The sequence below is a fragment of the Glutamicibacter arilaitensis Re117 genome (genome assembly GCF_000197735.1).
Classification (GTDB): domain Bacteria; phylum Actinomycetota; class Actinomycetes; order Actinomycetales; family Micrococcaceae; genus Glutamicibacter; species Glutamicibacter arilaitensis.
On record NC_014550.1, the window covers coordinates 1461862 to 1475762 of the forward strand.

The 13901-nt window shown below is 59.4% G+C and carries 13 protein-coding genes and 1 pseudogene; 10 read left to right on the top strand and 4 right to left on the bottom strand.

All coding sequences use genetic code 11. From position 1 onward, the window contains the following. Window positions 1–106: 106 nt before the first annotated feature. The 6 genes from AARI_RS07180 (at window position 107) to AARI_RS07205 (ending at window position 6635) form a co-directional block, all read left to right on the top strand. Window positions 107–1702 (top strand): ABC transporter permease subunit, encoded by a 1596-nt coding sequence (locus tag AARI_RS07180; protein WP_013348666.1) that lies wholly within the window; start codon window positions 107–109, stop codon window positions 1700–1702. Beyond that, on the top strand, window positions 1702–2616 hold the full coding sequence (locus AARI_RS07185; protein WP_013348667.1) for a sugar ABC transporter permease: 915 nt from the start codon (window positions 1702–1704) through the stop codon (window positions 2614–2616). The genes AARI_RS07180 and AARI_RS07185 overlap by 1 nt, the downstream gene beginning before the upstream one ends. A gap of 101 nt (window positions 2617–2717) precedes the next feature. Next, window positions 2718–3707, top strand: a complete 990-nt coding sequence (locus AARI_RS07190; protein ID WP_013348668.1) for an HAAS signaling domain-containing protein — start codon at window positions 2718–2720, stop codon at window positions 3705–3707. 55 nt (window positions 3708–3762) lie between these two features. Then, window positions 3763–4518 carry a TetR/AcrR family transcriptional regulator C-terminal domain-containing protein gene (locus AARI_RS07195; protein ID WP_013348669.1) on the top strand — a complete coding sequence of 252 codons (756 nt, stop codon included), beginning with the start codon at window positions 3763–3765 and terminating at the stop codon, window positions 4516–4518. A 100-nt stretch (window positions 4519–4618) separates the two neighbouring features. Beyond that, on the top strand, window positions 4619–6175 hold the full coding sequence (locus AARI_RS07200) for an MFS transporter (RefSeq protein WP_013348670.1): 1557 nt from the start codon (window positions 4619–4621) through the stop codon (window positions 6173–6175). A 43-nt stretch (window positions 6176–6218) separates the two neighbouring features. Then, a complete protein-coding gene (locus AARI_RS07205; protein ID WP_013348671.1) occupies window positions 6219–6635 on the top strand; it encodes an META domain-containing protein in 417 nt (138 codons plus the stop codon). Between the two features lie 22 nt (window positions 6636–6657). On the opposite strand, the gene AARI_RS07210 is transcribed toward AARI_RS07205, so the two are convergent. Then, window positions 6658–7758 (bottom strand): fatty acid desaturase family protein, encoded by a 1101-nt coding sequence (locus AARI_RS07210; protein WP_013348672.1) that lies wholly within the window; start codon window positions 7756–7758, stop codon window positions 6658–6660. 127 nt (window positions 7759–7885) lie between these two features. After that, entirely contained in the window at window positions 7886–9526 is a 1641-nt protein-coding gene (locus tag AARI_RS07215; RefSeq protein WP_013348673.1) for an ABC-F family ATP-binding cassette domain-containing protein, read from the bottom strand. 83 nt (window positions 9527–9609) lie between these two features. On the opposite strand from AARI_RS07215, the gene AARI_RS07220 reads away from it, so the two are divergent. Then, window positions 9610–9975, top strand: a complete 366-nt coding sequence (locus tag AARI_RS07220) for an ArsR/SmtB family transcription factor (RefSeq protein ID WP_013348674.1) — start codon at window positions 9610–9612, stop codon at window positions 9973–9975. 26 nt (window positions 9976–10001) lie between these two features. Further along, window positions 10002–10454: pseudogene (locus AARI_RS07225) on the top strand (MFS transporter); the annotation flags it as partial. 14 nt (window positions 10455–10468) lie between these two features. Here the strand turns inward: AARI_RS07225 and AARI_RS07230 are convergent. Next, the gene (locus AARI_RS07230; RefSeq protein ID WP_013347743.1) at window positions 10469–11746 is read right to left on the bottom strand and encodes an ISL3-like element ISAar13 family transposase; all 1278 of its coding nucleotides are present in this window, start codon (window positions 11744–11746) and stop codon (window positions 10469–10471) included. Window positions 11747–11860: 114 nt separating this feature from the next. Between AARI_RS07230 and AARI_RS07235 the strand changes: the two genes are divergently transcribed. Further along, complete coding sequence (locus tag AARI_RS07235; protein WP_049862594.1) at window positions 11861–12649, top strand: MFS transporter; 789 nt, start codon at window positions 11861–11863, stop codon at window positions 12647–12649. Between the two features lie 44 nt (window positions 12650–12693). Here AARI_RS07235 and AARI_RS07240 read toward each other — a convergent pair whose 3' ends face one another. Further along, complete coding sequence (locus AARI_RS07240) at window positions 12694–13356, bottom strand: phosphoribosyltransferase (RefSeq protein ID WP_013348675.1); 663 nt, start codon at window positions 13354–13356, stop codon at window positions 12694–12696. A gap of 237 nt (window positions 13357–13593) precedes the next feature. Here AARI_RS07240 and AARI_RS20410 point away from each other — a divergent pair, with 237 nt between their 5' ends. Next, window positions 13594–13761: an acyltransferase family protein gene (locus AARI_RS20410; RefSeq protein ID WP_353744469.1), complete on the top strand. Its 168-nt coding sequence runs from the start codon at window positions 13594–13596 to the stop codon at window positions 13759–13761. Window positions 13762–13901: the final 140 nt, after the last annotated feature.

Consider the following 13901-nt stretch of genomic DNA (forward strand, 5'->3'; position numbering starts at 1 on the left):
CACCAGGCCCAATATTCAGTGCTGGAGCCCGAAGGAAAGCCTTTTGGCTCCAGCACCATGAATTCACCAGCACCATCTGCACTTGATCGACAGGGACATCTTCACGATGACAAAGACTGCCCGCCAGGGCGCGCAATCCGGCACCGAGACCCAGAAGCCGCCGCTCTCGCCCACAGCCCGGCGTTTCGCCAACTCCACCAATACTTCGGTTGGCGCCATGCTCGCCAAGATCATCCTGGTGGCGATCGTTGATGCGACCGCAGTGTTCGCGATCTTCACCGCCTTGGGACGCGAAGCCTGGGTGATCGCCTCGGTCATCGCGGTGATTACCGTGGCTATCAACGTGGTCTACTTCAAGCGCGGCTGGTTGCCGGCAAAGTACCTGCTGCCGGGCACCATTTTCCTGCTGATCTTCCAAGTGTTCGTCATCGGCTACACCGGGTACATTGCCTTCACCAACTACGGTTCAGGGCATAACTCGGACAAGGACGATGCAATCAGCGCCTTGCTGCAGTCCAACCAAAACCGCGTCGAAGGATCGGCCGGCTACCCGGTGTCCATCCTTGAGGGGCAGGACGGGCTGGCCATGCTCATCGAGCGCGATGGCCAGCAGCTGCTTGGCGATGCCGATGAACCATTTGCCCCGGTAGACCCGGCGGGACTGGGGGACTACAGCGAATTGGCTTTCGCCGATTTGCTGGGCCGCCAGCAGGAAGTGACCTCGCTGACCGTTCCCTTCACCGAGAACCCGGCAGATGGCACCTTGCGCACCAGCGATGGCCGCACCGCCTACCAATACACCTCGTCCATCAAATACGACGAGACCGCCGACACCATGACCGACAAGGCCACCGGTGTGGTGTACAAGGACACCGGAGTCGGCGCCTACACCGCCGAAGACGGCTCGCAGCTGATGCCCGGCTGGTCCATCAACGTCGGATTCGATAACTTCACTCGGGCGATCACCGATTCCTCGATTCGCAACGCGCTGTTCTCGGTCACCGTGTGGACTTTTGCCTTCGCTTTCCTCTCGGTAGCCACCACCTTCTTCCTGGGACTGTTCCTGGCGATTGTCTTCAATGACATGCGCATGAAGGGACGGAAGATCTACCGCGTCATCTCGATCCTGCCCTACGCATTCCCTGCGTTCCTCGGCGGCCTGGTCTGGGCTGGCATGCTCAACCGCGACTTCGGATTCGTGAACCAGGTGCTCTTCGGCGGGGCCGAAATCCCCTGGCTGACCGACCCCTGGCTTGCGAAGTTCTCGGTGCTCTGGGTGAACCTGTGGCTGGGCTTCCCATACATGTTCCTGGTGTGCACCGGAGCCTTGCAGTCCATCCCCAATGAACTCTCCGAGGCAGCCACCATTGACGGTGCCAAGCCTTTCCAGATCTTCCGCCTGATCAAGCTGCCGTTGCTGCTGGTCTCGGTCGCGCCGCTGCTGATCAGCTCCTTCGCGTTCAACTTCAATAACTTCAACGTGATCTACATGCTCACCGAGGGCGGCCCGCGCTTGCAGGATGCGGGATTGAACGTGGGTTCCACCGACATCCTGATTTCCATGGTCTACAAGGTGGCGTTCGTTGGCTCCCAGCGTGACTACGGGCTGGCCAGCGCGTTCTCCATCATCATCTTCGTGATCGTCGCCATCATCTCGATCATCAGTTTCAAACAGACCAAGGCACTAGAGGAGCTGAACTAATGAGCACCGAAATCATCGGGAAGGAAGCAGGCAGTGCACCGGCACCGCGTGCACCACGCCAGAGCTTTGGCAAATGGTTCACTTCCACCGGCTGGCGGCACCTGATCGGTGTGGCGCTGTGCATCTACGCGGCCTTCCCGCTGCTCTATGTACTCTCCGCTTCGCTGAACCCCAACGGCACCTTGCTCTCCTCCAATGGCTTCTTCAGCACCATCGGCTTCAACAGCTATGTGGAGCTGTTCCAAAATGAGCAGCGTCCCTTCGGCGCCTGGTTCGTGAACACCTTGGTGATCGGCTTGACCACGGCGGCTGCCTCGGTGTTCCTCGGAGCCCTGGCCGCCTACAGTTTCTCGCGCATGCGCTTCACCGGACGCCGCGTTGGCCTGGTCAGCTTGCTGATCGTGCAGATCTTCCCGCAGCTGCTAGCCGTGGTGGCAATCTTCATCCTGCTGACCTCCCTGGGAGATGTCTTCCCTGTCTTGGGCATTGATAACCAGATCGCACTGATCATGGTGTATCTCGGTGGCGCACTGGGTGTGAACACCTACCTGATGTACGGATTCTTCAACACCGTCCCGGTGGAAATCGACGAGGCGGCAAAGATCGATGGTGCAGGCCATGCCCGCATCTTCTTCACCATGATCCTGCGCCTGGTCGCTCCGATCCTGGCTGTTGTCGGGTTGCTGTCTTTCATCTCCAGCACCTCGGACTTCGTGATCGCCTCGGTCATCCTGGTCTCCCCTGAAAACCAGACCCTGGCCGTGGGACTGTACTCCTACGTCTCAGAAGAATTCACCTCCAACTGGTCGGTATTTGCCGCCGGCGCGGTCTTGGCCGCGATCCCGGTGATGGCACTGTTCCTGTTCTTGCAGAAGTACATAGTCGGCGGGCTGACCGCTGGTGCAGGAAAGTAGGCACGCGCACCATCAAGTTTGCGTGGAAGTAGGGCAACATCACTGATGTTGCCCTATTTTTATGCCTCGGTGCCCGCGGCGAAGCACGTAGAGTAAACGATATGAAGCCCCACTTGCCGCGTGCCGCCCGCAACTATCTGGAGCAACTTCGCCGTGCCTTGGATTTCCTCTCCGAGCAGGAACGCCGTGAAGTTCTTGAAGCTACCAAGCAGGAGATTTTCCGCCTGCCTGGCGGTGGCCGGCGCAAGCGCGATCTGATTCGTCTGCTCGGCGAACCAGAGGCCCGGGCGCTGAAATTCGAACGCCACGAACCGCAGGCCCTGGAAGTGGGCAGCGGCAAGCACTTCTTAACCCGTATTTTGGCGTGGCCCATTTTCGCCTTGGCCTTGCTCACCGTGATGGTGGTGCTTTTCGCACCGCCCCAGGCGGCACAGATCGACGAGCAAGGATTCGGTTATGTTGCCGGGTCGACTGGCGACCTGCTGGCCCAGCTTGAACTGCTGATCGGCTCGCAACTGATTTGGATAGCCTTCATCCCGGTAGTCATCAGCCTGATTCCGCTGTGGCTGCCGAACATTGCTGGCACCATCATCCAAGTTATTGGCGCGTTGATCATGAGCGTGATTTGCGTGGCCGGCGGGGGACAACTCTCGCTCTTCTTCATCCCGGTCACCTTGCTGCTCTGGGCCCAGGTCTTCACCCCGCTGCTGATGATGCGCGGCTCGATGGCGAGCCCCGGTCCGGCCTGGCTGATCTGCGCGGCCGTGCTTTTGATTGCGGTCGTTGGATATGCCACCGTGCGGGGCCTGGCCCATTTCAGCGCTGAACCATGGCTGATCCTGGGTCCCGCCGTGGTGCTGGCCGTGCTGGCGTTGCTGCTGCCCTTCCGCTGGAACAGCGTGCATATTGCGCTGGTGGCAGCTGGCCTGCTGGTGATGGTTGCCGGATTCATCGCATCGCTGCCCGGAACCTACTCGGCGGCATTGGCCTGGCCATGGCTAGCTGGTGGAACGAGCTTCGCCGTTGGCCATCTGGCGGTAGCTGCCGGGATGTGGCATGAGCGTGCCAGAAAGCTTCTGGCGCTGTTCTAATATTTTTCGTAGCCGCATTTAGTCATTACATTGAAATCGCATATATCCTCTAGGCATGTCAGAGAATAAGGAAACGTCCACCTTTGAACCCGTAAAGCGCGGACGAGGGCGTCCGCGCAAGGACTCTGAATTTGTCAGTCTCAGCAAAGAGCTGATCGCCCAAAAGGCCCTGGAAATTGCCGGTGCTGAGGGTTATGACGCGTTGACCATGCATCGGCTTGCCGCAGAATTCAAAGCCACCCCGCGCGCACTGTATAACTACGTCACCGACCGCCAAGAAGTCATCAACCTGGCAGTTGAACGCTTCTTGTCGATCAACCCGCTGATCGAGTTCGACTGCACCGACTGGGAGCGCGGCGTGCGTGAAGCCTACAACGCTACACGCAACGCTTACCGCGCCTACCCCCGCGCTTCGCAGATGACCATCGATGAGAAGCTGGTCGTCAAGCCCGGGCCGATGCGCAATCGGCTGATCGAGCGGATCTTGCAGTTCTACGTGGATATCGGACTGGAGCTGAAACAGGCAGTGGCCTTGGTCCGGGCCCTGGAACGCGACGTCCTGGGATTCGTGATGCACGTGGATTACTACTACGACCGGCGTTCCGCCAACGCCCCGGACTACATCAGTTCGCCGGTTCCCGTCCAGCAGCTGGAAGCCTATCCAGAGGTTTCCACGCCCTTGGCACGCCAGGCGCTGGAATTGCCGCAACAGGATAGCGATGAGCTGTTCGAGGAAGTCATTGAACTGCGCTTGTTGGCTATTGAGCGCATGCGCGAGATCAATGGCGTTGCTGGACAAGAGCAAGAATGAAATAACGTCCCGACAGGGAATATTAGCGCGGTAGCCAACGCTGTACGTTGCGGGGCTGCAGGATTCTCCTGCGGCATCGCATTCTTTTGAAAGTTGGCATATGTCCCAGAGCGCGCCGAACACGGCACCCGTTGCCCCAGAGCTCTCCGCCAGCGCCCGCTGGAGGCTGCTAGGAGTCCTGCTGGCGGCGATGTTCATGTCGCTGGTCTCGGTGAGCATCGTCAACGTGGTCTTGCCGGCTATCGGTTCCACACTGCACGCGACCGAGGCCGACCTGCAGTGGGTTCTGGCTGGCTATGCCTTGACCTTCGGCGTGGTGCTGGTGGCCGCCGGGCGTGCCGGCGACTTGCTTGGCCGCGGCGTGATGTTCATCGCCGGTGTCGCAATCTTCACTGCCGCCAGCATCTTGGCCGGCGTGGCCGCCGATCCGCTGGTACTCAACATCGCCCGCTTCATCATGGGTATCGGCTCTGGCCTGCTCAACCCCCAGGTGATGGGCATGATCCAACAGCACTTCCGTGGAGCGGCCCGTGGCCGGGCCTACGGTTTGCTGGGTACCGCAGTGGGCTTCTCGGTAGCTATCGGACCGGTCCTGGGCGGATTATTGATCAACTGGCTCGGCGAAGACGCTGGCTGGCGTTGGACATTCTTGATCAATGTCCCGGTTGGCGTGCTGGCCATTGTCCTAGCGCTGCTGTGGCTGCCCAAGCCGCTGTTCAACAAGCCAACCCATAAGGTGGATCTTGACCCGGTAGGCGGCGTGCTGCTGGCCGTTGGTATTTTCGCTCTGCTGCTGCCTTTCGTCCAAGGACGCGAAACCCCGTGGCTCTGGTCGCTGCTGGCCTTGGCCGCCGTGGTCCTGGTGCTCTGGGTTTGGTGGGAGAAGAAATACAAGGCCCGAGGACGCGAACCCATGGTGGAACTGGCCCTGTTCAAGATCCGCAGCTTTACCAATGGAACACTGATTGCCGGCTTGTACTTCATGGGGGTTTCCAGCGTATGGGTGCTGGTAGCCATTTACGTCCAGCAGTCCCAGGGCTTCAGCGCCCTGCAGGCTGGACTGATTTGCCTGCCTGCGGCTCTGCTCTCGGCATTCAGCTCTGATATTGCTGGGCGCTATGTGATGACTCTAGGCCGCAAATTGGTCATTGGGGGCATCCTCAGTGCACTCTTCGGCCTGCTGTCCACCATCGCCGTAGTGATCTTGGAAGATCGCGGGGTGCTGGACATCTGGTGGATGCTGCTGTCGCTGGCCTTCATCGGTGTTGCGCAGGGCTTCATCATTTCGCCCAACCAGGCGTTGACCCTGATGGAAGTTCCCGTGGCCAACTCCGGCAGTGCCGGTGGCTTGATGCAGACATCCCAACGCGTGGGCACCGCGGTGGGCATTGCAGTGATCACCGCTGTCTTCTATGGAATGAACCATGTGGCCGGATATTCGGTGGCTATGTCGCTGTCATTCGTTGCCATCTGCGTGTTGGTCGTGGCTACCTTGCTGGTGGGCATCCTTGATCTGCGCCAGGGTCGGCGCACGCCCAGCAAGGCTGGCGTGGAAGAAATCATCCCGGTAGCCCCCGGAGTCCAACGTACGGTTACCGGAGCCATCGATATTGTAGGACCGAAAGAGCCAACCCAACCTTTGGATTCCCAGCTCTAATTCGGCACTGGTCAGCGATCTGCTGAAGGCCTAGGCTGGGGCCATGGAGAGATTCTTGCTGCGTAGCGCGGCATTGGCCACGGCTTTCACAGCAGTGTCCTGCGCAGCTACCTCGAACGACCCAGGCGCCAGCAAACCTATTGAGAGCGAGACCAGCGTGATTTTGCAAGACCCGGTCGGTTTGTGGGGAAGCAAGGAACAGGGCCAGCCATGGCTGGAGCTTGCCGAAGATGGCAAGCTCACCGGAAGCGATGGCTGCAATCGCCTGACAGGATCCTGGAATGCATCCGAAGACCTGCAATTCGATGCGCTCGCTTCGACCAAGATGTTCTGCGAGGGCGTGGATGACTGGCTCTCGCGTGCTGCCACCGCAAAGCTGGAGGACGGCAATACGATGCTTGTCCTTGATGCCGACGGAAAAGAGCTAGGAACCCTTGCCTTTGGCGGCAAGGGTTCCTAGCTCTTTGCGATTCGGGTAGAAGCTATGCGCTAACGCGGTAACCGGAGATCATCGGGCACTCGAATGGATCGCGAGCCGAGAGGCCGACCTTGTTCAGGTAGGTGATCACCTGTGCGTAGGATTCGCGGACGCTGGCTACGGTGTACGGCACCTGGTGCTCGGCGCAGTACTGGCGAACGATAGCCGAGACGCCGGCCAGGTTAGCTCGTGGCATGGACGGGAACAGGTGGTGCTCCACCTGGTAGTTCAAGCCGCCGTAGACGTGGGAGAGTACGCGGTTGCCCCAGCTGGATTTGGCCATGACATTACGTCCGGTCAGTACCTGGCGGGAGAAGAAGTCGATGCGGGCGTTCTGGGGAACCATCGGCATGCCCTTGTGGTTCGGTGCGAAGGATGCGCCCATGTAGATGCCGAAGACAGCCAGCTGCACGCCGAGGAAGGCGAATGCCATGCCCACCGGCAGGAAGTAGAAGATGACCGCCAAGTAGATGGCGATGCGCAGGAAGATGCCGGTCATTTCGCGCTTGCGGTTCTTGACCCGGCCAGCCTTGAACAGGTACTTGATCGAGTGCATATGCAGGTTCAAGCCTTCCAGGGAGAGCAGCGGGAAGAACAGGTAGCCCTGGCGGTTGGTGATCCACTTGAGCACTCCGCGCTGGCGCTTGGCATCTTCGGTCTGGAACGAGATGGTGTCCCACTCGATATCCGGATCCTTGCCCACGGTGTTGGGCGTCGCGTGGTGCTTGTTGTGCTTGTTCATCCACCACTGGTAGCTGATGCCCACCACGATATTGGCCAAGAACTGGCCCAGCTTGTCATTGCGCTTGTGCGAAGCGAGGATCTGGCGGTGAGCCGCCTCGTGCGCCAAGAAAGCGAACTGGGTAAGCAGCAGGCCCAGGGCCCCTGCCATCAGCAGCTGGAACCAGCTGTCGCCCAGAAGAATGAAACCGGTGACGGTGCCGGCTAGCAGCACGGTCAGCACAATGCCCAACCCAAGGTAGTGTCCGCGGCGGCGGCCGATCAGTCCGGCTTCGGTGACCAGCTTCTTGACGTGGAAGAAGCTCTTGGGATCTCCCGGCTTGACCGTGGGTCCTTGGGAATCGAGTGTTGCAGTGCTGCTCAAGAAAATATCCTTGGGTACTAGGCGTCGACTTTGCAGTCGAAAGAACTGAAAAACTCGGCTCCCTTAGTGCCAATACTACGTTGGATAGCTGTGAACTTACTAGTGCAATAAACGCCCAAGCCAGAACCTAAAAATGGGTGGTTAGTTGGCCTTCTTCAACTTCCCATCTGGCCGCTAAGGTGACATTTTCAAGTAATCGGCGATCGTGGGTGACCAGAAGCAGTGCTCCGGTGTAGGCTTCCAAGGCTTCTTCGAGCTGCTCGATGGCCGGAACATCCAAATGGTTGGTCGGCTCATCGAGTACCAGCAGGTTCACCCCGCGGGCCTGGAGCAGCGCCATGGACGCGCGGGTGCGTTCGCCGGGGGAGAGCTCATCGACCAATGCTGAGGACTGGTCGGCTTTCAGGCCGAACTTGGCCAGCAAGGTGCGTACTTCGGCGGCTGAATACTCGGGAACTTCGTGTTCGAAGGCTTCGCCCAGCGGCAGGTGGCCTGGCAGCTGGGTGCGCGCCTGGTCGATTTCGCCGATATTCACCGAGCTGCCCAGCGAAGCGGTGCCGCTGTGCGGGGCCAGCTTGCCCAGCAGCAGGTTCAGCAAGGTGGACTTGCCTGCGCCATTGGGGCCGGTAATGCCAATGCGATCCCCGGCATTGACCTGCACCGAAACCGGTCCGAAGGTGTAATCGCCGTGGGATACCGAGGCTTCGTTAAGCGTGCAGATGACCGAGGAACCTCGTGGAGCGGCGGCGATGGAGAACTGCAGTACCCATTCCTTGCGCGGTTCTGCCACCTCGTCCAGCCGGGCAATGCGCGATTCCATCTGTCGCACCTTCGCGGCCTGCTTCTCCGAGGACTCGGAGTTGGCGCGGCGGCGGATCTTGTCATTGTCCGGAGCCTTGCGCATCGCATTGCGCACGCCCTGGGATGACCATTCGCGCTGGGTGCGGGCGCGGGAGACGAGATCAGCCTTCTGGTTCTCGAACTGCTCATAGGCTTCACGGGCATGGGAACGGTTGATGGCTCGTTCGGCGAGGTATGAATCGTAGCCGCCTTCATAAGTGGCAACCTGGTTCTGCGCCAGGTCCAGCTCGATGATGCCGGTGGTGCACCGGGCAAGGAACTCGCGGTCATGGGATACCAGGATCACTGGTGCACGCAGAGAATTGATGAAATTCTCCAAGTGCTCCAAGCCTTCAAGATCAAGGTCATTGGTCGGCTCATCGAGCAGTACTGCATCGAAGCGGGAGAGCAGCAGGGCTGCCAGTGCCACACGGGCCACCTGTCCGCCGGAAAGTGCTGTCATCTCGGTATCCACTGGAAGGGTGAAGCCAAGCTTGGCCAATACCTCGGGGATGCGGTCTTCCAAATCCATGGCCCCGGAAGCCATCCAGTGGTCGAAAGCCGCGGCGTACGCGTCATCCGCACCGGGCTTGGAGCCGCCCAGATCTTCGGCAGTGGATTCCATGGCGGTGGTGGCCGCGGCGCAACCAGTGCGGCGGGCCAAGTACGCGGTAATGGTTTCGCCCGGGATGCGGTCGTGTTCCTGGGGCATCCAGCCGATGAATGCCGAATCCGGGGCGGTGCTTACCGATCCGGCCTGCGGGTCAGCAGCTCCGGCCAGCAGTGAGAGCAACGTGGATTTGCCGGCGCCATTGGCGCCCACCACGCCATAGACATCACCGGGTGCGGCGGTGAAGTTCAGATTCGAGAAGAGGGTTCGGTGGGCGTGGCCACCTGCGAGGTCTTTGGCCACGAGTGTTGCAGTCATGGCTTCAATTCTAGTTCCAGTTAGGCACCGAGGAATCCTGCTGTGGCCTAGGCAATACCCATCAAGAGTATTAGTCTATTAGCATGCATGCAGATAATAATATTTATGCTCCGGATCCCTCCACGGAATTCGTTGAGCTGGCCGCCGAAGTCTTCGGCTTGCTCTCGGATGCAACCAGGATCCGCATCGTGCTGCATCTGCGGCGGAACGGAGAACTCTCAGTCAATGCGCTCGCCGAGCTAGTGGAGAAAAGTCCCTCGGGAGTCTCCCAGCATCTGGCGCGACTGCGGATGGCGCGCATGGTGACCACCCGCCAAGACGGAACCAAGGTCCTCTACAGCCTGACCGATGACCACCCGGCGCGGCTGGTCAGTGAAGCGATCAAGCAGGCAGAACATTCTGTCTCCAATGGCCGGCTGCCATTGCACCACCGCGCTGCGCAAAGCTAGCGCCAAAAGCCAGAGAGGCGGCAACGATGCTGAGCGTACTAGGAAACCAGTCCTACGCCAGGCTTTTCAGTGCCCAGATGATTGCCCTTCTGGGTACAGGCCTGCTTACCGTTGCCTTGGGCTTGCTGGCTTTCGATATTGCCGGCAGTGACGCGGGACTGGTCCTGGGGTTAGCAATGACCATCAAGATGGTCGCCTATGTCGCTGTGGCCCCTCTGGTCAACGCGCTGGTGTCCCATATTCCGCGCAAGCCCGTGCTCATTGGATCCGACATTGTCCGCGGGCTGATAGCGCTCTGCTTGCCACTGGTCAGCGAAGCGTGGCAGATCTACATACTAATTTTCATCCTGCAGTCGGCCTCGGCGACTTTTACCCCGGCATTCCAAGCAGTGATTCCCTCGATCCTTACCGAAGAGCGCGACTATACCCGCGCGCTATCGCTGTCCCGACTGGCCTATGACGGCTCTTCGAGTTTAAGCGTGGTGCAGGATGCTCAGCACGGCCGTAGCCCCGCCGTGTATAACAATATCCTGACCCGGTAATGACCATGATTCCGATAACCCCGACCGATCCGTTTCAAGTTCTTCGCCGTCAGGTTCGCCGCCTCGCTCCGAGCATTCGTCAACCGCGTACGAATGAACACCAGCAACTCGCGCCTCCACGCAGTCAGCGTCCGGAACAACGACTTCGCTTCCACCATTTTCGTTGTCTTCACCGATTTCTCCAGCACCGCCCACCTCGATTGAAAATCATGGATATCCCTGGTTTTCAACAGCTCCCGCACGTGTTCCTTAATCCCATAAATCACGCCCAGCTCAGGATCTGCTTCAAGGATCAACTTCAGCCGCTCAACTTGCCTAATCGACAAGTTCTCCAAATTGCAGGTCAACAGTTTCCGATACTTGTAGGCCGGATCAGCGGCCCTTCCTCGGCGCTGGAGCACCTCGTGGGAGCGACGCCGGCGCACCTGAGTAATCATGAGATTCGCCCGCTGAATGACATGAAAATGGTCCACGCTGATCTTTGCTTTCGGCAGGTTCTCCCGCACCGCTTTGCGGAACTCAGCAGACATGTCAATGGCCACGTACTGTACTCGTTGACGCCAGTACCGTGGCCGGGACTTCAACCACTTCTTCACCGCTGCACAGCGTCGTCCGTCCACAATATCTAGAATTTTTCCGGTATCCAGGTCGGTGAAGACAATAGACCACGGCTCAATACGGACCACTTTCCCGGTGCGGCCGCGTGCGTAGCGGACCTTACGAAAACGGTGCTCATCAATACCGAGGCGGCGGATGAACATGCGGTCCACGTTGCCTACAAGCTCACCGACCATGTTCGCTCTTGCCATCACGGTTGGCCAGGAAACTTGGTACGCAGAAGCGACCCTGGACACGGCTCGCAGTTCGCAGCTCATCTCGTCCACGAGCTTTTGAGAGAGCCTGGTAGTGATTCTGGCCCTCAACGGTAGCTGTTCGGTGGTTTGCACGAACGAGCGGCGTTCGCAGGCGGTCTCTTGGCAGGCCATCCGGCGTTTGCGCACCAGGACCTTAATGTCGTTGCCACCGGTTGGGAGGTCTTTGACCCGGTGCACTGGTCTGGCGTGGATGCGGGTGGTGATCACCCCACAAGTTGGACAGGCTGCCTCTGTGGCTTTGGGCTCGATAAGGACTTGTCGTCCGGCTGGTTCTTGGGTTGCGTCGATGACGCGGTAGTCAGTGAGGTTGAGAAGAATCGACGCAGCGTCGTTTCCACCGGTATCTTTAAACACGGCTCGTAGTTCCTTGCTGATGGTTTGTCTAGACAACATCCATTTTCGCAGAGGACTGCGGGCCTTACTTATTTTTCGGGCTCACCACGCTAAAACTTGAAGAGCCCCTATGACATGGAATCATTGGCCAGCCCCATGCTCGCCGCAGCGCTACTGACCATCACCAGCTATCACAACCTCTTCATGGGGACCGTTGTGGGGTTTGCCGGTTCGGCGCTCTTGGTTTCCTCCACCAAATTCCCTGTGATCGCGCCACCGCAGAAGGCGAAGTTCTTCCATCGCCTGACCGGTGGAACCCGAGCCTTCTTCGCGGCCGCTGAATTGCGCAGCCTGATGGGCTTGAACCTGGTGGTGGCCTCGACCTCGGCGATGGTCATCGTCAATACCGTCGTGCTGGTCAAGGCAGAGCTAGGGCGTTCCCAGGTGGACGTTGCCCTGCTGCTTGGCGCCTATGGAGCAGGCTCCATGATTGTTGCCCTGAGCATGCCCGGACTGCTGGAGCGCATTGCCGATCGCACGGTGATGCTTGTTGGCGGGCTACTCATGCCGTTGCTGCTCTTGGCTGGCGCGGGCTTGATCTTCTGGGGCGAGGGGAGCAGCCAATGGGCGGCAATCCTCGCGTTGTGGATGCTGCTTGGTGCTGCCACGGCAACAATCCTGACGCCCTCCTCCCGATTGCTTCGCCGCAACAGCACCGAGCAAAACCGGCCCAGCGTATTCGCCGCGCAGTTTTCGCTGTCCCACGCCTGCTTCTTGCTGACCTACCCGCTGGCCGGCGCGCTGGGAGCAGCGATCGGCTTGGCTCCAGTCGCTGCAGTACTGGTGATTGTGGGATCGGCTGGAACCGTGCTGGCGTACCTTTCGTGGCGCCCTGATGTAGTGCCGGTGGCAGTGGAACAGTGAGACAAGGGAAGTGGCTGTGGGGCCGGCTCGTCCAGTGGCGGAATCTAGTCTTGTAGACGCAGAAGCTGCAGCGCACGCGCCTGATTGATCTGGGTGAAGTCCCGGTAATACGCGCCCACGGCGCCGAAATTCTCTGGCGTCCAGACCGCGTATACATGCTCAGTAAGCGATTCGAGCTCTTCCACTGACTCCCGTGCGGCGACGGGTATCGCAATGACGATGGACTTCGCTTCCAACCGCCGCACCAATTCAACGGAGGCTTTCATGGTGGCGCCGGTCGCGATGCCGTCATCGCACAGAATCACCGTTTGCCCGGTCAAACCCGGGGAGTAAGCCCTGAATATGTCGGCCAGCAGCATCAGTTCCGAGTGCGTCCCGTATTCCAAGGAGTCCAGTTCATCAGCGCCGAAGTAGCGAAGTGCCCGGCGGTAGATCTCCTCATTGATGTAGCGTCCGTTGCCCGACGCGTAGTGGGCGATAGCGCCGAATGCCAGTTCAGGATTGCTCGGTACACCGAGCTTGCGAACTGCCAAGGCACCCAGACGCGCCTTGAGGATCTTGGCAACCTCATAGGCGATCGGGACACCGCCGCGCAAAAGGCCCAGTACCGTGTAGCTGCCGGCGGGCAGCTCCAAGGCCAGCCGCATGCCCAACGCCGCGCCGGCGTGGCTGCGATCATCAAACTTCAGGCTCTGGTCAGTGGCCATATACCCAGTCTTGCCCAAAGCCCGGGAAAATCAAGGGCACCCAAGGATCCTGAAGATGGGTTCCACAGAAACGGGAGCTCTGAAGCGACCCCAGATACCTTTTACCTTCAGTTGGAACTTGTCGGAAGCAGAGCCACGAGTCCGGCTGTGTTACCGGCCCGGAGTCCTGCGGTGGCATGAGTGACAATCCTGTGCTGGTAGCCTAACTCGGTGACTGAACTATCTAGCAGGGTCAGGGTGCACCGACTCGATGTAGCAAAAGGCGCACTGATCATTTTGGTTGTCCTAGGCCACCTGTTGGAAGCGACCGCAGGATGGGAAGCTCGAACCACCAGACTCCCGCTGACGGCCATCTATATGTTCCATATGCCGGCGTTCGTTTTTCTTGCAGGAATCACCGCCTAGTCCACGCAGCTTCCTCGGCGAATTGGCGTGTTCCTCGTCCTGCTGGTCGTATTCCAGACGCTCTATTTTTCGCGGTACCACTGTTAGGTTTAGAGCGAACCTTCTCGCTTGTCAGACCCTTTTGGATCCTCTGGTTCCTT

What these genes read in the sequence shown, in the direction of transcription:
- AARI_RS07180 (WP_013348666.1), top strand. Translation starts at nt 107, where the DNA reads ATGACAAAGACTGCCCGCCAGGGCGCGCAATCCGGCACCGAGACCCAG.
- AARI_RS07195 (WP_013348669.1), top strand. Translation starts at nt 3,763, where the DNA reads ATGTCAGAGAATAAGGAAACGTCCACCTTTGAACCCGTAAAGCGCGGA.
- AARI_RS07185 (WP_013348667.1), top strand. Translation starts at nt 1,702, where the DNA reads ATGAGCACCGAAATCATCGGGAAGGAAGCAGGCAGTGCACCGGCACCG.
- AARI_RS07200 (WP_013348670.1), top strand. Translation starts at nt 4,619, where the DNA reads ATGTCCCAGAGCGCGCCGAACACGGCACCCGTTGCCCCAGAGCTCTCC.
- AARI_RS07215 (WP_013348673.1), bottom strand. Translation starts at nt 9,526, where the DNA reads ATGACTGCAACACTCGTGGCCAAAGACCTCGCAGGTGGCCACGCCCAC.
- AARI_RS07220 (WP_013348674.1), top strand. Translation starts at nt 9,610, where the DNA reads ATGCATGCAGATAATAATATTTATGCTCCGGATCCCTCCACGGAATTC.
- AARI_RS07240 (WP_013348675.1), bottom strand. Translation starts at nt 13,356, where the DNA reads ATGGCCACTGACCAGAGCCTGAAGTTTGATGATCGCAGCCACGCCGGC.
- AARI_RS07190 (WP_013348668.1), top strand. Translation starts at nt 2,718, where the DNA reads ATGAAGCCCCACTTGCCGCGTGCCGCCCGCAACTATCTGGAGCAACTT.
- AARI_RS07235 (WP_049862594.1), top strand. Translation starts at nt 11,861, where the DNA reads ATGGAATCATTGGCCAGCCCCATGCTCGCCGCAGCGCTACTGACCATC.
- AARI_RS07205 (WP_013348671.1), top strand. Translation starts at nt 6,219, where the DNA reads ATGGAGAGATTCTTGCTGCGTAGCGCGGCATTGGCCACGGCTTTCACA.